General features: G+C 61.0%; 11 protein-coding genes (1 of these 11 cut by a window edge). 8 read left to right on the plus strand and 3 right to left on the minus strand.

Annotated features, from left to right (window positions below; all coding sequences use genetic code 11):
* From B9Z51_RS19025 to B9Z51_RS17870, 6 genes are all read left to right on the plus strand, one after another.
* Positions 1–8,482, plus strand: the final stretch of a protein-coding gene (locus tag B9Z51_RS19025; protein ID WP_108376520.1) for an Ig-like domain-containing protein. Its footprint begins 20,927 nt before the window's first position; the window shows 8,482 of its 29,409 coding nt (coding positions 20,928–29,409); its start codon lies beyond the left edge, outside the window; it ends in the stop codon at positions 8,480–8,482.
* A gap of 601 nt (positions 8,483–9,083) precedes the next feature.
* A complete protein-coding gene (locus B9Z51_RS17850; protein WP_108376522.1) occupies positions 9,084–10,076 on the plus strand; it encodes a glycosyltransferase in 993 nt (330 codons plus the stop codon).
* Positions 10,066–10,893: an FkbM family methyltransferase gene (locus B9Z51_RS17855; protein ID WP_108376523.1), complete on the plus strand. Its 828-nt coding sequence runs from the start codon at positions 10,066–10,068 to the stop codon at positions 10,891–10,893. Before B9Z51_RS17850 ends, B9Z51_RS17855 begins: the two co-directional genes overlap by 11 nt.
* Positions 10,894–10,958: 65 nt before the next feature.
* Entirely contained in the window at positions 10,959–13,289 is a 2,331-nt protein-coding gene (locus tag B9Z51_RS17860; protein WP_108376524.1) for a tetratricopeptide repeat protein, read from the plus strand.
* Positions 13,290–13,775: 486 nt separating this feature from the next.
* Positions 13,776–14,450 carry a pyroglutamyl-peptidase I gene (gene pcp / locus B9Z51_RS17865; protein WP_108376525.1) on the plus strand — a complete coding sequence of 225 codons (675 nt, stop codon included), beginning with the start codon at positions 13,776–13,778 and terminating at the stop codon, positions 14,448–14,450.
* A gap of 118 nt (positions 14,451–14,568) precedes the next feature.
* Positions 14,569–14,997 carry a c-type cytochrome gene (locus B9Z51_RS17870; protein WP_108376526.1) on the plus strand — a complete coding sequence of 143 codons (429 nt, stop codon included), beginning with the start codon at positions 14,569–14,571 and terminating at the stop codon, positions 14,995–14,997.
* A 493-nt stretch (positions 14,998–15,490) separates the two neighbouring features.
* Here the strand turns inward: B9Z51_RS17870 and B9Z51_RS17875 are convergent, their stop codons facing one another.
* Positions 15,491–16,066, minus strand: a complete 576-nt coding sequence (locus B9Z51_RS17875) for a lipocalin family protein (protein WP_369959567.1) — start codon at positions 16,064–16,066, stop codon at positions 15,491–15,493.
* A gap of 72 nt (positions 16,067–16,138) precedes the next feature.
* Positions 16,139–16,933 carry an SDR family oxidoreductase gene (locus B9Z51_RS17880; RefSeq protein WP_108376527.1) on the minus strand — a complete coding sequence of 265 codons (795 nt, stop codon included), beginning with the start codon at positions 16,931–16,933 and terminating at the stop codon, positions 16,139–16,141.
* Between the two features lie 71 nt (positions 16,934–17,004).
* Between B9Z51_RS17880 and B9Z51_RS17885 the strand changes: the two genes are divergently transcribed.
* A complete protein-coding gene (locus B9Z51_RS17885) occupies positions 17,005–17,877 on the plus strand; it encodes an oxaloacetate decarboxylase (protein ID WP_108376567.1) in 873 nt (290 codons plus the stop codon).
* Positions 17,878–18,118: 241 nt separating this feature from the next.
* Positions 18,119–19,114, plus strand: a complete 996-nt coding sequence (locus B9Z51_RS17890; protein ID WP_108376528.1) for a tripartite tricarboxylate transporter substrate binding protein — start codon at positions 18,119–18,121, stop codon at positions 19,112–19,114.
* Positions 19,115–19,256: 142 nt separating this feature from the next.
* Here the strand turns inward: B9Z51_RS17890 and B9Z51_RS17895 are convergent, their stop codons facing one another.
* The gene (locus B9Z51_RS17895) at positions 19,257–20,030 is read right to left on the minus strand and encodes a FadR/GntR family transcriptional regulator (protein ID WP_108376529.1); all 774 of its coding nucleotides are present in this window, start codon (positions 20,028–20,030) and stop codon (positions 19,257–19,259) included.
* Positions 20,031–20,360: the final 330 nt, after the last annotated feature.

Genomic DNA, 20,360 nt, shown 5'->3' on the forward strand with positions numbered 1-20,360 from the left:
GACCTTGGGCCTGCCGCTGACCGGCACGGGCGCAGGCGTGCCCGCACTGCCAGGCGCAGGCACCTACAACGTGGACGTGACCACCACCGTGTCCAACGGCGCGGGCGGCACCGTCACGCGCACTGACATCAGCACCAAAGAGCTGATCATGGCGCCCACCGCGCCCACCATCAGCGCCACCGCCTGGGCCGCTACCGGCGCAGGCAGCACCAGCGACCTGACGGGTATTCCTGAGGCCAACTACGCGCTTCAGACTGCCACCATGCCCGCGACCACACCCTCAGCGGCAGTGGACAGCGCGCTCTACAACTCCGAAGTCTTTGGCACGGGCACCGTCATGCGTGTGCAGCTGCCCATGGCAGGCGCGGTGCCACCCAAAGCGGGTGACAGCGTACTGCTGGACTGGGGCACGGCCACACCCATTAGCCATGTCCTCACGGCCGCTGACATCACAGCCAAATACGTGGACTTCACCGTGCCCGAGGCCACCATCCGCAGCCAGGGCTACGGCATCGCTTCGGTCTCGGCACAAATCGTCACGGCTACCGGCACCGCATCAGCACTGGCCAAGGTCGATGTCAACTTCGCCTTTGACTTGCCACTGGCTATGCCGGGTGATCCCACCACACCGACGTATGGTTACGTCATGAACGGCGGCGGCTCTGCTGGCACCACCAACGCAGCCAACAACCAGTTTGACGCCGCGGGCGGCACGGTGGTCAGCGTGGGTGACCTCAACGGCGACGGCCTGGATGACGTGCTGGTCACCGACAGCGCCAACTACAAATCCTATGTGGTCTATGGCCACACCGGCACCAACAAGGTCGAGTTGTCCACACTGGACGCAGGCAGCACCACACAGGGCTTTGCCATTTCCAGCCCAGGCTATATGGGCCGTCTGTACTACAACTCGGCCAGTACCGACTTCAACGGTGACGGCCTGAACGACATCATGCTGACCATGGCCAAATCGGCGGTCAACCCCGACGGCGGTGGCAACCGCGTGTTTGTGGTCTACGGCCGCACCGATGGTTCGGTGGTCGACGTCAGCAAGATCGAAGGCGGCACCGCCGTCAGCCAGGGCTTCATGCTCACCGATGCCAACACGCGTGCCGAGTTGGGCGATAACAACTACACCTACGCAGGCGCCACACAATACAGCCAGCCACGTTTTGGTGGTTATGGTTTGCCTTCCAACATCGGCATGTTCGATGCAGGTGACGTCAACGGTGACGGCATCAACGACTTCATCGTGGGTGAAAACTGGGCCAACGACACGACCAATGGCCGTGCCTTCGTGATGTTTGGCACCACGGGCACCAACACGCCCAACGTGGTGTTGCCACACATGAGCACCAACCCCACGTCGATGACCAACGGCTTCTTCATCAACGGCAACGGTCCAGAGACTGCCGGTTCTGTGGGCGGTGGCGGCGACGTCAACGGCGACGGTCTGGCCGATCTGGTGGTGGCAGGCACCACCGGCGCTGCGGCAGGCTCGGCCTATGTGGTGTTTGGCAAAGCCAATGGCACCACACTGAGCATGTCTTCCTTGTCGGCAGCTGGCAACACCAGTGGCTTCAAGATCACCGATGCTGTGCAGGGCCTGGACCCCGCAGGCGTTGACCAGACACCCAAAATCCAGATTCTGGGTGACGTCAACGGCGACGGTCTGGACGACGTGTCCATCACCGAATACGACCGTGCCGTGGTGGTGTTTGGCAAGGCCGATGGCAGCTCCGTCAGCGCCAGCGCCATTGCCGCAGGCACCAGCAGCGCAGGCTTTGTGGTCAAGGGCTCGTCAGCATTGGACGGCTACATGGGCTTCTTGTCCAACGTGGGCGACATGAACGGCGACGGCCTGGACGACATGGCCGTGAACACCTCACGGGGTCACTCTTACATCGTGTTTGGCCAAACGGGCAGCAGCGCAGTCAATTTGACGGTGCCCAACATCAATCAGTTCGTGCCGATTGCCAACGAAGTCAAGCCGCTCATTAAAAACAACTTCCCGTCGACATCCATGATCACCGCCGCAGGCGATGTGAACGGTGACGGCTTTGCCGACCTGATGGTGGGCGTGGCGTTCGCAGATCCAGACACGACAGATGCCATTCTGGAAGGACAGACCTACGTCGTGTTTGGTGGCTTCTCTGAAGTCTCCAGCGCGGTCATTCAAGCCAGCAACGGCGACATCATCGGCACCACAGCCGCCGACACCCTGACCGGCACCAGTGGCAACAACCAGCTGATTGCGGGTGACGGCAACGACACCCTGATCGGTGGCGGTGGCGCCGATGTGCTGTATGGCGGCAAGGGCAACGACGTGTTCGTGCTCAATGCCGACAACGTGGCCATGCTGGCCCGCAACGCAGGCAACGCCGCACAGGCGGTGGCCCGCATCGACGGTGGCAACGGCATCGACACCATCCGTCTGGATAACGCCAACCTGGACCTGAGCGTCATCCGCAACGCGGCCATCGACGACATCGATCGCTTTGACCTGAACGGCAGAAGCAACACGCTGAAGATGAGCAAGCTCGACGTGATCGACCTGGCCAGCGAGAACAACAACTTCAACACCACCACCGGCTGGGTGGCCAGCGCCACCGGCGGCGCCACCAACTGGGGCGCCATCAACAGCTATGCGCAAGTGGTCGTTGACGGCGACAACACCAACACCCTGTCGCTGGGTGCCACCTGGAACAACATCGGCACCGTGGAAAACAGCGGCAAGATCTACAAAGTGCTGCAAAGCGCCACGGGCAATGCCCAGGTCATCGTCTACAACGATGTGAAGTTGATCTTGGCCCCCACACCGCTGACCAACCTCAACGAATTGGCCAGCGGCCTGACCCTGTCCGAAGCCAACAGCGACGGCAACACACCGGTGGCCATCAGCCTGGCCAGCACCGGTGCGGTGGCAGGCAACACGCTGCAGCTGAACTGGGGCGGCCAGACCATCAGCTACACGCTGACGGCGGCCGACATTGCCGCAGGCACGGCCAATGTGCCCGTGCCCACGGCCACACTGACCACCGTGACCGCCCTGGGCACCGCCGGCAACGTGGGTGTGGGCGTGACGCTGTTGGACGGCACAACCGCCATCTCGGCCTCTGACACGCTGCCTGTGGCGGTGAACTTTGTTCAGCCCAATGCCCCGACCATCAGCGCCACCACCTGGTCGGCCACGGCCACCAGCACGATGGACGGTATTCCCGAAGCCAACTTCGACAAGCACGCCACGCCGTTTGCCAGCATCACCAGCGCCACGCTGGACAACAAGCTGTATTACAGCGAGGTGCAAAACACCGCCGACGCAGGCACCATCGTGCGGGTGCAGTTGCCCACAGCGGGTGTGGTGGGTGCCACCAACCCGGCTTTGGCGGGTGACAAGCTCACCTTGGTCTGGGGTGACCAGACGCTGAGCAGCTACACGCTGACAGCCGCCGACATCACGGCCAAGTATGTGGACATCACCGTGCCCTTTGCCACCATCGACAGCCAGGCCTTTGGCACGGTCGTGGTGGGTGTGCAGCTGACCAGCGGTGTCAGCGGCAACACGGCCAATGCCCCATCCTTGAATGTGGACTGGACGTATGACCTGGGTCTGGACACGATCAACACCGTGGGCGGCGGCTTCAACATCAATGGCCGTGCGGCCAGCGACAAGACCGGTGTGAGCAGCCAGAGTGCGGGCGTGGTCAATCTGGGCGACGTCAACGGTGACGGCTACGACGACTTCGCCGTTCGCGACGGCGTGGCAGGCGCCAACAACTCGCTGTATGTGGTGTATGGCCACTCGGGCGTGAACAACCTCGAACTGTCGACCTTGCAGACCGCTGGCAACTCCAATGGTTTCATCGTCAGCGGCCTCAACGGTTCGTTTGTCTCCACGGCTGGCGACATCAACGGTGACGGTTTGAACGACGTGGTGCTCAACAGCGCATCGACCACGGCCTATGTGGTTCTGGGCAAGACGTCCAGCCCTGGCACGGTGGCGTTCAGCAACTTTGCGCCCAGCAACGGCTACACCATCACCACATCGGCAGCGCTGGAAAACGCCAGCGTGATTGGCGACGTGAACGGCGACGGCTACGACGATGTCTTGATGAAGTTCGGCACGGGCTTCAGCGCGCAGCCCAACTATGTGATGTATGGCAGCTCCAGCACGTCCAACATCACCCTCCCCACAGTGATGTCGGGCACCTACAGCTCGGGCTTCTTCATCACGTCTGACACGGGCACGGCTTTGGGGGGTGTGATTCCCCCGATCTCGGGCGACTTCAACGGTGACGGTTACACCGACATCGCCATGCGTTCGCTGTACATCAGCACCGCTGGTTTGGGTGAGGTCGATGTCATCTTTGGTGGCCCCAACCCGACGGGCTTCAACGCTTCGTCGCTGTCTGTGGCGGGCACGTCTCGCGGGTTTGCCATCACGGGCATGACGCAACACTATTCGGTCACGTCCATGAACATGGGCGACATCAACGGCGACGGCTTGTCTGACTTGATCTTCAACTCCGGCAGCTCGGCCGATCCAGGCACGCAGACGTTTGTGGTGTTCGGCAAGACCGATTTCAACAATACCAGCCTGACCGCACTGGCCGCAGGCAGTGGCGGCTTCCGCATCATGGCCCCAGGCTCGAACTGGGACACCGATGTGGTGGGCGACTTCAATGGCGACGGCATGGCCGACATGTTGGTCTCCAACAGCAACTTGTCGGTCAACGGCGTGGCATCGGGTGGGGCCTACCTGATTTATGGCCGCACGGGCACCTCGGGCTTGCAGCTCAGCGCTCTGGCCGCGTCTGAGGGCTTCCGCATCGACGGCATTTGCGCCAGCGATGCCACCGGTGAATCCATCTCTGCGGGTGGCGACATCAACGGCGACGGTTTTGCGGACTTGGTGATCACGGCCAACACGGCCGACCCGATCAACCCGGCCCGTGCCGATGCCGGTATCACCCGCGTGATTTTTGGTGGCCTGAGCCGCCTGAACGCGACCACCTTCCAGGTCAGCAATGGCGACGCGGTGGGCACCAGCGCAGCAGACACCCTGACGGGCACAGCAGGCAACAACCAGATCGTGGCCGGTGACGGCAACGACACGCTGGTGGGCGCAGGCGGTGCGGACGTGCTGTACGGCGGACGCGGTGACGACACCATCGTCATCAACGCGAGCAACATCACGGCGCTGGGCACCAACACGGGCAACACCACCCAAGCGATTGCGCGCATTGACGGCGGCAACGGTGTGGACACCCTCGAGTTCGAGGGTGTGCTGGACCTGAAGGCCATCAGCAATGTGGCGATTCAGAGCATCGAGCGCTTCAACATGACCGGCACGGGCGCAGCGCTCAAGATGGGCGTGCTGGATGTGCTGACTTTGTCCGAGAAGAACAACCCGTTCAACACAACCACAGGCTGGACAGCCACAGCCACCGGCGGCCCCGCCAACTGGGGTGCGGTCAACACCGGCGCGCAAGTGGTGGTGGATGGCACGGCCAACAGCGACTTGTACCTGAGTGGTTCATGGGCCAGCGTGGGCACCGTTCAGAACAACGGCAAGACGTACACCGTGCTGGAAGACCAGACCAAGGCCATGGCCCAGGTGCTGGTGGAGGGCAGCGTGAAGGTTCACTTGTCGCCAAGCATTTTGACGAGTGCCAACGAGTTGGCCAGCGCCTTGAACATTCCCGAAGCCAACAGCGACGGCAACACACCGGTGGCCATCAGCCTGGCCAGCACCGGTGCAGTGGCTGGCAACACGCTGCAGCTGAACTACGGCGGCCAGACCATCAGCTACACACTGACAGCCGCTGACATTGCCGCAGGCACGGCCAACGTGCCCGTGCCTTTGGCCACGCTGACGGCCGTGACGGCCGTGGGCGCCAGCGGCGATGTGCCCGCATCGGTGACTTTGCTGGACGGCACGACCACGATTTCTGCAGGTGATCCGCAAGCGATTGCGGTGAACTTCATTTTGCCGACTGCACCAACCATCAACAACGTGGCTTGGGCGGCGACAGGTGCGGCCAATACCAGCGCGCTCACCGGTATCCCCGAGGCTTATTACGACAAGCAAGTCACTGCGGCCACGACCACAGGCGCGGTGATTGACCAACACCTGTACTACAGCGAAGCGGTGGCCAGTGCCAACAGCGGCACCATCATGCGTGTGCAGTTGCCCATGGGGGGCACGGTGCCGCCGGTCGCAGGCGACACCTTGACCGTGACCTGGGGCGGTGTGACGCTCAGCAGCTATACGCTGACAGCGGCCGACATCACCACCAACAAGTTTGTGGACATCACGGTGCCTTTCAGCACCATCGACAGCCAGGCTTTTGGCACGGTGCCGGTGACGGCGACGGTGACCAGTGTGGCCTCGGGCAACACATCGCCAGCGGCCACGGTGAACGTGACCTGGGCTTATGACTTGCCGCTGGGCGACTTGACCGCCTTGAGCGCAGGCTTCGCCATCAACGGCGCGGGAGCCAGCGAAAAAATCGGCTACAGCGGTTTGCCAACAGGTGCTGTAAACGTCGGTGACGTGAACGGCGACGGTTACGACGACGTGATGATTTCTGAAACCGGAACAACGCGCTACGTGGTGTACGGTCGTCCTGGCTTGGCGACGGTGGAGTTGTCCTCCATGAGCGTTGCAGGAAACACCGATGGCTTCATCTTGACCGGCGGAGCCCCTACCAGCACCCGTGCAGGCGATATCAACGGTGACGGCTTGAACGACATTGTCGTGATGGTCGGCGGCACCTCCGCCTATGTGGTGTACGGCAGCACCGCCAGCATAGGCAAAGTTGCCTTGACTGCTTTGGCGGCCAGTTCTGGCTTCAAGATCACCTACGCCGCCGGTGCCGGGTCTAACAACCTGTTGGTTTCCCCCAGCGTGGTGGGCGACGTCAACGGCGATGGCTATGACGACATCTTGTTCAACTTATCCGATACCGCAACCTCGGGCAACTTCTTGCTTTACGGCGGCTCTGGCTTGAGCAACATGACCCTGCCCGCATATTCTGCCGCCGGCACGGCCAGCAATGGCTTCTTCATCACGCCAGCGTCCGGTCTCTCCGGTGGTCAGGTCGCCACCATGAGTGGGGATTTCAACGGTGACGGCTACAACGACTTTGTCTTGTTTGGGTACAACGGCACTGTAGCCACGACCAGTTACGTCTATTTCGGTGGCTCTAACCTGACGGGCGTCAACGCCACGTCCCTCAACACTGCAGGCAATGGCCGTGGCTTTGCCATCAACGGTCTGACCGGTGGTAACACCGCGTTCTTTGGCACCAATGCAGGTGACATCAACGGCGACGGCTTGGAAGACATGATCTTCAACGACAAGGATACGCGCGCCTTTGTGTTGTTTGGCAAGACCGATACAAGCCCAGTTAACGTCGCTGCTTTGACAGCAGGCAGTGGGGGCTTCATCATCAACGCCGGTAATTCAGCGACCAGCGCAGGCTATCTGTACGACGTGGACGCCATTGGTGACTTCAACGGTGACGGCCTGGCCGACATGGTGGTGGCTGACCACACGCTGAGCATCAACGGCTCTGCCGTGGGCGGTGACTATGTGGTCTTTGGCCGCACCAGCACATCGGCCCTGACGCTGAACAACCTGGCACCGTCCGAAGGCTTCCGCATCGACGGCCCATCGGGTTCACCCGCTGCAGGTTACACATCGACCGCTGCGGGCGATGTGAACGGTGACGGTTTTGCCGACATTTTGGTGATGGCTTACACCGACACGCCAAGCACCGGTACACGTTCACAAGCGGGTATTGGTCGCGTGGTGTTTGGTGGTGTGAACCGCTTGAACGACATGACCTTCCAGGTCAGCAATGGCGACGCCATCGGCACCACCGGTGCCGATACGTTGACAGGCACCAGCGGTGCCAACCAGCTGGTGGCCGGTGACGGCAACGACACCTTGGTCGGCGCAGGCGGCGCAGACGTGCTGTATGGCGGCCGAGGTGACGACATCTTCGTGCTGAACGCGGACAACGTGGCGCAGCTGGGCAAGTCGGGCACGAGCCAGAACATCGAGCGCATCGATGGCGGCGCGGGCATCGACACGATCAAGCTCGACGGCACAGGCCTGGTCCTGGACCTGACAGCGGTGGCCACCACAGCGGTGCAAAACATCGAAAAGGTGGACCTGACCGGCAGCGGTGATAACACGTTCAAGCTGAACCTGACCGACATCCTGCAACACGCCACCAGCTCAAACGTGTTCAACGCCAGCAACACCACCAGCGGCCTGGCCACGACAGTGTCCAAAAACCAGCTGATGGTCGACGGCGACACCGGCGACAAACTGGTCCTGTCCGACCTCACCAACTGGACCGCTGACGCCACCAACGTCGTCGCCAATGGCCACACCTACGTTGCCTACAACCACAACACCTCAGCAGCCCAACTGCTGATCGACGACCACCTGCTGGTGAGCCAGGTGTAAAGGCAACGAGGCTCACCCCGATCTTCGGATTGGGGTGCGTTGTGGGGGTGTATGGGTACGCGTTTTGGTCTGCGTAGGTCGGCACTCGAAGAGTCCGACGTTGGCTGTTTAACCACCAACGTCGGGGTCTGCGACCACCGACCTACGAATACCGCGCGTCCTCCCCCCGTAGGAGCCAGCCCTGCTGGCGATCAACGCTGGCCAAACCAATGTCGGGGTCTTCGACCACCGACCTACAAAACACCATTGCCCGAAATGTCGGCACCTCACTTGTAGGTCGGCACTCGAAGAGTCCGACATGTGCGTGATGCATCACCACCGCGCAAACAATCGCGCCGATCAAACTCTGTACCGTCTTCAAAAAAACTTCCACCACTATTACCCAATTGGGGGTTTTTTCTTGACGTATTTATCGATATCTTCAGGATCAAATTAATTTAATCACCAAAAAAGACAGCCAATTTGGTTTTCTAAAAATTCCTTTGATTTTGCGTTTTATGTCAATTTATGGACAAAAACGACGGAGTCGGGCTGTTTGCAGGGTGATGACGTTGGATGAAGAGGTTTTTATGACACGGTTTGCAAAGAGAGGGTTTCAAAGATGAAGCCGACGATTTATTACGCTTGTCGCTTGCCGGTGGCTGCCGGGGGCGAGTTGGTGAATTTTCAGCATGTGGCGGCTTTGCGGCGCAAGGGGTGGCGGGCTTTTGCGCTGCTCGATGACGGCTCCAAGGTGGCGGTGCCCAGCCGACCCTATGCGGTGCCGATGGTGCAGCTGGGCGAGTCGATGTTGTTTCAGCCCGACGATGTGTTGGTGCTGCCCGAGATCACGCCGCCTGCGGCCTGGGAGAAGTTTGCAGCGCTGCCTTGTCGCAAGGTGATGCACAACCAGAACCCGTATTACACGTACCAGAGTTTCACCTCGATGCAGGCGCTCAATGCCTATGGCATGTTGGGCGGGCTGTGTTGCAGCCGCTTCACGGCGCAGATGTTGACGCGTTTGGGCACCACGCTCGATTGGCAGGTGGTGCGGCCTTATGTGTTGCCGGTGTTTGCGCAGATGGCGGACAAGCCGAAGAAGCGGCAGGTGGCGTTCATGCCACGCAAGCGGCCGGTGGATGCGATGCTGTTGCGTCAGATTTTCAGCAATTTGTACCCGCACATGGCCGATGTGCCGTGGGTGGAGATCAGCAACATGGCGCGTCCGCAAGTGGCGCAGGTGCTGGGCGAGTCGCAGGTGTTTGCAAGTTTGAGCCAGTATGAGGGCCTGGGTTTGCCGCCTCTGGAAGCCATGGCCGCCGGTTCGCTGGTGTGTGGTTTTGACGGGCAGGGCGGACAAGAGTACGCCACGCCGGACAACGGTTTTTGGGTGCCCGATGGCGATCTCGAGGGCTTTGCCCATGCGGTGGCCAAGGCGCTTGAGTTGCCCGCTGAGGATGCGCAGATGCGTGTGCTCAATGGTCAGGCCACGGTGTCGCGCTTTACCGAGTCGCGTTTTGAGCAGGAGCTGGAGTTGGCTTGGCTTGCTTTGCTGGGCGATCAGTCTCAAAGTTTCATGTTGACCCAGCCTGCAGGAGAAGCGCATGCGAATTAACCATTTGATCCAGGCTGATGTGCCGAGCACGCTGGTGCGCTCCGATGCGTCTGCGCGCTTTTGGATGGATTCTTGCGGTGGCCGCGATCAGGTGGCGCAGCAGATGCAACGCGACGGCTGGCAAGCCTATGAGGCGCCGCTGCCTGATCTGGTGGCGCGCTGGTGCAGTGCCTTGCAGCCTTTGATGATTGATGTCGGCGCGAACACGGGTTTTTACAGTTTGCTGGCCGCCGCTTGCGGCGCACGTCATGTGCATGCCTTCGAGCCGGTCACGGAAATTGTGGAGGTGTTGAAGGCCAATGTGTCCATGTCGGAGTTGTCCGATCGCATCACGCTGCATCAGGTGGCGCTGGGCGCGCAGGCAGGCGAGGGCTTGTTGTTCATGCCCACGACCGAACATGGTTTGGTGGAGACGTCGGCATCGCTCAATCCGAAGTTTCGCAGTCAGCATTCGGGCCAGCGGCCGGTGCCGGTGCGCAAGCTCGATGACTTGATGCCGAGCTTGACGCAGGGCATGTCACCAGGACAGCCGCCTTTGCTGATGAAGATTGATGTAGAGACGGCCGAGTCCGAGGTGTTGACCGGTGCCATGCAGGTGCTGCATCACTGGCGCCCGGCGCTGGTGTGCGAGATTTTGCAGGGCACGGATGTGCGCTTTTGGCAAGGTCTGGTAGAGCGTTTTGACTATGTGCATTTTGCGATGAAACCGCAGGCGCCCTGGCTGCAGGCCGAGCAGCAGGTGGTGCCCAATGACCGCGCCCGCGACCATGTGTTTTTGCCCAAAGAACACCTGGTGCAGTGGATGGCTTGTTTGTGATGCGTGGCATCGACCCGATATTTTTTCCAATCGTTTAATCAAGAACCTATCAAGGAGTGAATGACATGAACCAAGAGATCACGGATGTGATTCCGAAAGAGTTGACCGCATTGGTCGAGCAAGGTGTGAAGCTGCGCCAAGAGGGCAAGAACGCAGAGGCGGTGCAGGTGTACCAGCAAGCCGCTGCCATGCCGGGCGCACCCGGTGTGGTGTTTTTCAATCTGGGCAATGCGCTCATGGATGCGGGCCAGTTGCCTGAGGCGCAAAGGGCTTTGCAAGAAGCTTTGCAGCGTGACCCGACGATGGAGCCTGCGGCTTTGCAGTTGGCACGTTGTTCGGTGCGCATGAACGATCCCAAGCAGGCGCGTGAGTTGTTTGCGCAGATCCTCAAGGCCAATCCGAACCATTTCACGGCGTGGCTGGAAGCGGGGCATTTGTGCCGCCAGTTGGGCATTCCGGCGCAAGCCTTGATCAGTTATCAGCGTGCCGTGATCGCGGCGCCAGACCGTTGGGAAGGTTTGCTGTCGCTGGCGCGTGAGCTGGAAGATGCCGGCCGCTTTGAAGAGGCTGCGGTGCAGTACCACCGCGCTTTGCCCTTGGCCGCAGACAAGGCTGGCGGCATTCGCCAGGTGCACCGCTTGATGGGGCGTTATCGCCTGGAGCGCGGCGACACGTCGCGTGCGCTGGAATCGCTGCGCCAGACGCTGGGCATGATGCGGATTGAAAAGCCAGAGCCGGATGTGAACGAGCGTGCCGATGTGCAGATTGATTTGGGCGAGATTTTGATGCGCCTGGGCTTGCATGCAGAGGCGCACCGTGCGTTTGAGCGTGCTTCGGTGGCCACGTCCGAGGCGGTGTTGTCGCGTTTGGCGGCGCAGTCGTTTCAAAACAATTTGTGGGTCGAGGCGCAAGAGGTGCTCAAGCGCAATGTGGAGTTGCACCCGGACAGCGCCACGGCGTATTGGAATCTGGCGCACTCGTATGCCGAGAGCTGGATGATGGAAGAGGCCATGGAGGCTTTGGCCAAGGCCGAGTCGCTGGCACCGCAGCCGGGCGCCAAGTCGATGCGCGCTTCGGTGGCGGGGCGTCTGGGCGATGTGGACACGGCCATGCGCTTGTACCGCGAGTTGTCTGATATGGAAGGGCCGCGTTCGCCGATGCGTTCCAGTGCGGCCATGAGTTCGCTGTACAGCGATGCGATGACGGCCGAAGAAGTGGCTACGTTGCACCGCGAGTTGTTTGCCGCTTTGGGTGAGGGGGCGCGTGCAGCCAGCTCTTTCAAGAACGAGCGCAATCCGAACAAACGTTTGAAGCTGGGCCTGATCAGTGGTGATTTCCACCACCAGCATCCAGTGAATATTTTCATGCAGCCGGTGTTGGCACGTTTAGACAAGCAGCAGTTTGAAGTGACGATTTACCACACGGGTGTCTCGCACGATGACCAGACCCAACTGGCGCGCAAGCGTGCGGACCATTGGGTGGCGTGTGCGACGCTGACCGAGGTGCAATTGGTGCGCCGCATCGAGGCCGATGGCATCGACATCGTGATGGACCTGGCCGGTCACACCTCTTTGCAACGTGTGGCCATGTATGCGCAGCGCGTGGCGCCGGTGCAGGCGACATTTTTGGGTTATCCCGGCTCCACCGGTGTGCCCAACATCGACTGGATGCTGGCCGATTCGGTCGTTGTGCCCAAGGGTGCCGAGGCCTTGTGTACCGAGCAGGTCATGCGTTTGCCCAACACGGTGTTTTGCTATGCGCCCGAGGCCACTTACCCCTATCCGCAGTACAACGAAACACATGCCCAGCGTCCCTTGACTTTTGGCTCGTTCAACAACGTGCCCAAGCTCACGCCGCACACCATCAAGCTGTGGTCGTCGGTGCTCAAGGCAGTGCCCGATTCGCGATTGCTGCTCAAGGCACCGAGCTTCAAGGACGAGTCAGCCATCAAGGTGTTCAGCGAACGTTTCGAGAAAGAGGGCATCGACGCTTCGCGCCTGGAGTTCCGTGGCCCGGTCGGCTTGACCGACATGATGGCCGAGTACGCCGACGTGGACATCGCCCTCGACCCTGTGCCCTACAACGGCGGCACGACCACGCTGCAAGCCATGTGGATGGGCGTGCCGGTGGTGGTCAAGGAAGGCAACAACTTTGTCTCGCGCATGGGTGCCAGCTTCATGCGCGCCGCCGCGCTGCCTGAGTGGGTGGCCAAAGACGATGCCGAGTACGTGAAGATTGCTGCCCGCATGGCCAAAGACCGCAAGGCCTTGCTCAAGCTCAAACAAGGCTTGCGCGAGCGTCAACTGGCCCTGCCCGCCTGGAACGTCGACACCTACACCCGCGACATGGAAAAAGCCTTGCGCAGCATGTGGACGCAGTTCTGCAAGAGCAAATAAAACCAGCCAGGTCGTTTGGCAATGTCGGACTCTTCGAGTACCGACCTACAAAACATCATGGTCTTGTAGGTCGGCGGTCGAAGACCCCGACGTGGGGTAAATGGCCGGGATGGGCGATGGGTCAGCGGTACTCGTAGGTCGGCGGTCGAAGACCCCGACATGGGTTCGCTTGCCGCTGCTGCCCCTATCGAGCGCAAATGGTCAATTTGCCCATGTCGGACTCTGCGAGTGCCGACCTACAAATTCACACCAACACCGACGACAGCACCCATGCCTCTCGTCACCTCTGACGACAGCGCCCATGCCCCCTCGTAGGTCGGCGGTCGAAGACCCCGACGTGGGTTCGCTTGCCGCTGCTGCCCCTATCGAGCGCAAATGGTCAATTTGCCCATGTCGGACTCTGCGAGTGCCGACATGCGAAATCACCCCAAACGCCTGGCCCGTCATCGGGCATGATCTGCATTCATATTTCATGAAAGGCATGCCATGTCCCGCGATGCAACTGTTCGGATTTTGTTGACCGGTTTTGAGCCATTTGGAGGCCAAAGCGTCAATCCTTCCTGGGAGGTGGCGCGGGCCTTGCAGGGCGCCGATATCTTGGGTGCGCGGGTGTCGGCGGTGCAGTTGCCTTGCGTGTTTGCACAAGCCGCAACAACGCTCAACGTCGCCTTGAGCGACTTGCGGCCCCACATCGTGCTGGCGCTGGGTCAGGCTGAGGGGCGCAGCGATTTGTCGGTGGAGCGTGTGGCGATCAATGTCATGGATGCACGCATTGCCGACAACGCTGGTGATCAGCCGATTGATGTGCCTGTTGTCTCCGGCGCTCCAGTGGCTTACTTCAGCACCTTGCCCATCAAGACTTTGGTGGCCGGGTTGAAGGCGGCAGGGTTCCCGTCTTCGGTGTCGCAAACGGCGGGCACCTTTGTTTGCAATCAGGTGTTTTATGCCTTGCAGCATGCGTTGGACGGGCGGGGTGTGTGCAGCGGTTTCATGCACTTGCCGTTGCTACCCATTCAGGCGGCCACTTGGCCCGGGCCTGCAATGCCGAGCATGGCGCTGGAGGTGCAGCAAGCCGGTGTGTCGCATGCGCTGACTTTGCTGGTGAAGGCTCAACAGCAGGGCTTGGGCGACCTGCACATCAGCGGTGGCACCCTCAATTGAGTGCCGATGAAGACAAATCAATCAAGCTGTCAGATTGATTGATTTGTGCGCGCTGGCGTACTGAGGCGAGTGGGTGTTTTTTCGAAGATGAGTGCTTCACTCATTTTGGAGCTATTCCATGAAACACCCCCCTATGAGTCAAGCCTTGATCGCCAGTATTTTGGCGGTCACGTCGTCATCGTGGGCGCAAACTTCTGCGGCTTTGGGGCGCGCTGATTACAAGGACAATTGCGCCAGTTGCCATGGCGCCACGGGCAAGGGCGATGGCCCGGTGCAGTCCTTTCTGATCAAACCCCCTTCGGACCTGACCACCATTGCCAGGCGCAACGGAGGCAAGTTTCCAGAAGAGATGGTGTGGGAAGTGATTGATGGACGCTGGTCGGGCGATACAGGGCCGCACGGTTCGCGTGAAATGCCGGTCTGGGGTCAAGAGTTCAAAGCCCGCGCCATGGGCCAGCCCGGCGATTCCTCAGTCACCGCCGAATGGTCCGCCCGCAACCGCATCGTGTCATTGCTGAAATACCTGGAGACGATTCAAGTGCGGTGATTTAGCAGGTCGGTATTCGAAGAGTCCGACGTGGGTAAATCGACCATTTGTCCCCGATATGCGCATCAGGGGTATGCATGCCCATGTCGGGGTCTTCGACCGCCGACCTACAAGGCGGCAGGCGCCCATGTCGTCGATGATGCCGTGATTTCGCACGTCGGTGCTCGAAGAGTCCGACGTGGGCAAATCGACCATCTGCGCTCGATTTGGGCAACAGGGGTATGCATGCCCATGTCGGGGTCTTCGACCGCCGACCTACATGGCGGCAGGCGCCCATGTCGTCGATGGTGCCGTGAAATCGTAGGTCGGTACTCGGAGAGTCCGACGTGGGTAAATCGACCATTTGTGCCCGATATGGGCATCAGGGGTAAGCATGCCCATGTCGGGGTCTTCGACCGCCGACCTACAAGGCGGCATGTCGATGGTGCTGCCGTGATTTCAAAGGTCGGTACTCGGAGAGTCCGACGTTGCTGCGAAGGCTAAGGCAATGCGTTTAAGGTGGGCTGCGTTCGAGGCGGTTCAGGTCGAAGCCTTGGGTGCGGAGTTTGGCGAGCAGCATTTGGTGGGTGTCCTCAGGCAGCTGCGGTGTGCGCGACAAGATCCACAGGTATTCGCGTTGCGGTTCGCTCACGACCACCCATTGGTATTGCGGGTCGAGGTCGATGATCCAGTAATTGCCCCAGACCAGCGGGATGAAGGACAGCCAGGCCGGGGCAAAGCGCACTTGCAGGGTGGGTGCGTTGGGGCCGCCGATTTGGCGGGCTTCACCCAGGGCCTCTGTCCATTCACCTTTGTCGGTTTTGCAGCGGTTGAGCACTTGCACGCTGCCGTTGTTTTGCAGGCTGTAAGTGGCTTGTGTGCTGCTGGCGCATTTTTTCTGGAACCAGTTGGGGTACTTGGCGATCTCGTGCCAGGTGCCCATGTAGCGCGGCACGTCCACCGAGGTCACAGTTTGCAAGGGGGCTTTTTCGGGCTGAGCCGCCGCCAGGCTGGCGGCCATGGTCAGCAGGACCGTGATCAGGCCGTAGCCCATGGTGCGCAGCAGGCGATGGGGTTGTGAGTGGGTCATGCGTGGCGATGTTGAATGACAAATGAATGGCCGAGTTCCAGCTTCACACAGGGCTCGCCCCCTGTCTGTCGCTCAAACCACGATGGGGTTGAGCGCGCCGTCCATGCTCAAGCAAATGCCGGTGACGTAACTGGCTTTGGACGAGGCCAGAAAGAGCACGGCATTGGCGACTTCTTCGGGCTCGGCCATGCGGCCCAGGGGGATTTTGGCAACGGCCTGGCTCATGGCTTGTTCGCTGCTGATGCCTTGGTTGCGGGCGTCTGCGGCCATGCCTTCCTTGAGGCGGTCGGTGCGCGTCAGGCCGGGGTTGATGGCGTTGACGCGGATACCTTGCGGGCCGTAGGCGGCGGCCAGGCCAGCGCTGGCCAGCATCAATGCTGCATTGGCTGCGCCGCCGGGCAGGTGGATGGGGCTGGCGACTTTGCCGCCGTTGCCGACCACGTTGACCACAGCGCCTTGTCCTCGTGCGGCCATGCCTTTGATGGTGGGGTCGATCATGTGGATGTAGGTGAAGTATTTGGCCTGCATGGCGTCGGCCCAGGCGTCGGGCGTCAGCTCGGGCGCGGGCGTGCGCTTGGCGGCACCGGCAGAGTTGACGAGCACGTCAACGGGGCCGAAGGTGGCTTGCGCTGATTCGAGTGCAGCGGCGGCCGCTTGCGCATCACGCAAATTGGCGGCCACGGTGTGGATGCGTTCGGCAGGGAAGGTGGCTTGCAGCTGGGCGCGTGCGGCGTTCAGGTTGGCGATGTCTCGCGAGACCAGGCTCACTTTGGCGCCCTCTTGCAAGAAGGCGTGGGCACAGGCCAGGCCAATGCCTTTGCTGCCGCCGGTGATCAACACATGTTTGTCGCTTAGGTGCAGGTCCATGGTGTTCTCTTCTGCTGAAATGAGGAAATTGAGCCGCAGATTTGAACATCCTTTTGGAAAGCAGTGCCTTCATGAACACAAAAACCTCTGCCTTGCGTGCGCGTTTGAATCAACCCGGCCTGGTGGTCGCACCGGGTGTGTTTGACATGGTGTCTTTGCGCCTGGCCGACAGCTTTGGTTTTGATGCGCTGTACATGACCGGCTACGGCACCGTGGCTTCGCACATGGGTTTGCCCGATGCGGGCTTGGCCACCTACAGCGACATGGTGGGCCGCGTGACGGCCATGGCGGGCATGGCGCGTACGCCCCTGATTGCCGATGCCGACACGGGCTATGGCGGCTTGCTCAACATGCGCCACACCGTCCGGGGCTATGAGGCGGCTGGCGCTTGCGCCATCCAGCTCGAAGACCAGGAGTTCCCCAAAAAATGCGGCCACACGCCGGGGCGCCGCGTCATCCCCATGGCCGACATGGTGCGCAAGATCCAGGTGGCAGTGGACTCGCGCGAATCCAAAGACTTTTTGATCATCGCCCGAACCGACGCCCGCACCACGCTGGGTCTGGATGAAGCGTTGCGCCGGGCTGAGGCGTATGCCAAAGCGGGGGCAGACATTTTGTTTGTCGAGTCGCCCGAGTCCGAAGAAGAGATGCGCCGCATTGGCCAGAGCTTTGATGTGCCTTTGGTCGCCAATATGGTGGAGAAGGGCCGCACCCCGGTGCTGACCCGGCCAGAGCTGGAAGCGCTGGGTTACAAGATCGCCATCTTCCCCGTCACCGCCTTGTTGGCCGGTGTGCAGGCCATGACGCAGGTGTACCAGCAGTTCAAGGACACGGGCTCTTCGGCCAATGGCCCAACGGCGCTGTATGACTTTGCCGACCTGACCAAGCTCATGGGTTTTGAAGATGTGTGGGCGTTTGAAAAGCGCTACGCCGAAACCGAGTGATTTGTCGCACTGTCCGCCCGTGGGTCGGCGGCTTCAGCCCCGCCATGCAGCCTGTGCCAAAGCTCGAAATGTCGCCTCTGTTGTCACCGACCTGCGAACACCCATTCCCCCGTAGGTCGGCGGCTTCAGCCCCGACAAGAGCCAGCGGGCCACACGCGCTTGAACGGGTCGTGAGGGTGAAGCATCCTTGACCCTTGAAGACTTCAGCGTGCCAGAACCATCCAACCCTTAGGAGACAAGCATGACCCCATTGAAATCATCACCCCGCCGCCAGTGGTTGACCACTCTGCTGAGCGCAAGCTTGGCACTGGGCACAGGCATATCCGCAGCGCAAAGCGCCTACCCCAACAAACCGATCCGGCTGGTGGTGCCCTTCACCCCCGGTGGCGTGACCGACACCAGCGGGCGGCTGATTGCCGAGCAACTGTCCAAGCGCCTGGGACAGCAGGTGGTGGTGGACAACAAGCCAGGTGCTTCGGGCAACATCGGCACGCAAATGGTGGCCGCGGCCGAGCCCGATGGCTACACCTTGCTGCTGGGCTTTGATGGCACCCTGGTCATCAACCCGCATGTGTTTCCCAAGGTGGGTTTTGACACGCTCAAAGACTTTGCGCCGATTGGGAAGATTGGCGATGCGGTGCTGATTTTGGTGTCGCACCCCGCTGTGCCCGCCAAGAGCCTGAAGGACGTGATCGCCTTGTCCAAAACCCAGGCGGGCGGTTTGTCTTATGGCACATCAGGCACGGGTGGCACGCCGCACATTGCGGGCGAGTTGCTCAAGCAGCGCACGGGGGCCAACTTGACGCACATCCCCTACAAGGGCGGTGGTCAGGCCATGACCGATGTGCTGGGCGGCAACATTCCGCTGGTCTACACCGCGATTGCGGGCGCGATTTCGCACGTCAAGTCGGGCAAGTTGCATGCGGTGGCGGTGTCCAGCGCGCAGCGGTCATCTTCATTGCCCGACGTGCCGACCTTCATCGAAAACGGTGTGCCTGATTTTGAGATCAATTCCTGGGTGGGCTTGCTGGCCCCGGCCAAAACGCCCAAGGCGGTGCTCGACAAACTGAACACCGAACTCAACGCCGTGTTGGCCGACGCCGCCGTGCGCGAACGCCTGAACGGCATGGGCATCGCGGCTACACCCGGTACGGCCGAAAAATTTGGCCAAGAAATCCAGCGCGACCTGGCCCGTTACGGCGCCGTCGTCAAATCCGCCAACATCAAGGCCGAATGAGGGGGGTGGCTTTGGCTCTGGCGCTGTTGGCTTCGGCACAAGCGCCATGTCGGGGCTGAAGCCACCGACCTAGTGCGCCCGACGCCCAACGCCCAACGCCCAACGCCCAACGCCCAACGCCCAACGCCCGCGCACAAACAGCTTATTGGCGCAAACCCTTGATCAGCGGTTGCGCCAATCGTTCGCCTTCTTGTTGCCAGAAGGCCGGGTCGGCTTGCTGGATGCGGGTGATGGCGTTGCCCATGTGGGTGGCGGCGGCTTGGCGGGCGCTGGCGGGGTGACCGGCTTCGACCGCTTGCAAGATGGCCTGGTGTTCGCTTTGCACTTCGGCGGCAAAGTCCACGCGCCGCGCTTCATTGGCACGCGTGACCTGGGTGGCGCCGTGCAGGAACTGGCTCAAGTATTCGAGGGTCTGGATCAGAAAGGGGTTGCGCGCCGCGTCGGCAATGGCGCGGTGAAATTGCATGTCTTCGGCCACGCCGTTGCCCCCGGCTTGCACGGCGGCATCCAGCGCGTTGACGGCTTGGCGGATGGCGCGCAGGTCGCTGGCGCTGCGTCTTTCGGCGGCCAGTGCGGCGACTTCGGCTTCGAGTGCCCGGCGCACTTCGACCATTTGCACCACGGCGTCTTTGGATGCGGCATGGCGGGCTTCGAAATGGAGCGGTGCAAACGGCTGTTGCGGTGTCACAAACACGCCGCTGCCCTGTCGCGAGTCGACCAGGCCCAGGGATTTGAGGCGCGAGACGGCTTCGCGCACCACGGTGCGGCTGACTTCGAATTGTTCGACCAGTCGCGCTTCGGTGGGCAACTTGTCACCGGGCACGAGGCGGCCTTGCCGGATTTCGGCGGCCAGTTGCTCAGCCACCTGGTCTGACAGTCGGGCGCCACTGGTGACGGGGGTGAAGTTTTGAGTCATGAACTTGTCATACAAAAGACAGGTTGCAAGCATAGCGGCAACGGGAGTGATCAGGGAAAACATCGGACTCTTCGCGTACCGACCTGCGAGGATATGCCTGCGCTATGGGCAAGCTGCTGTCTTGTAGGTCGGTGGTCGAAGACCCCGACAGAGGGTTGATTCGTCTGTGGCGCTCGCGTGGGCGATGTTGGTCAATCAGGAATATGTCGGACTCTTCGAGTACCGACCTACAGGTACACGGGCTTCGTCGACCTCGCACAACAGTCGTATAAAATTACGCATTGGTAAATTCGTTTATCTATAGTAAATTATGACCCGTTGCACCCGAGG

The organism is Limnohabitans sp. T6-5 (assembly GCF_003063315.1).
Classification (GTDB): Bacteria; Pseudomonadota; Gammaproteobacteria; order Burkholderiales; family Burkholderiaceae_C; genus Limnohabitans_A.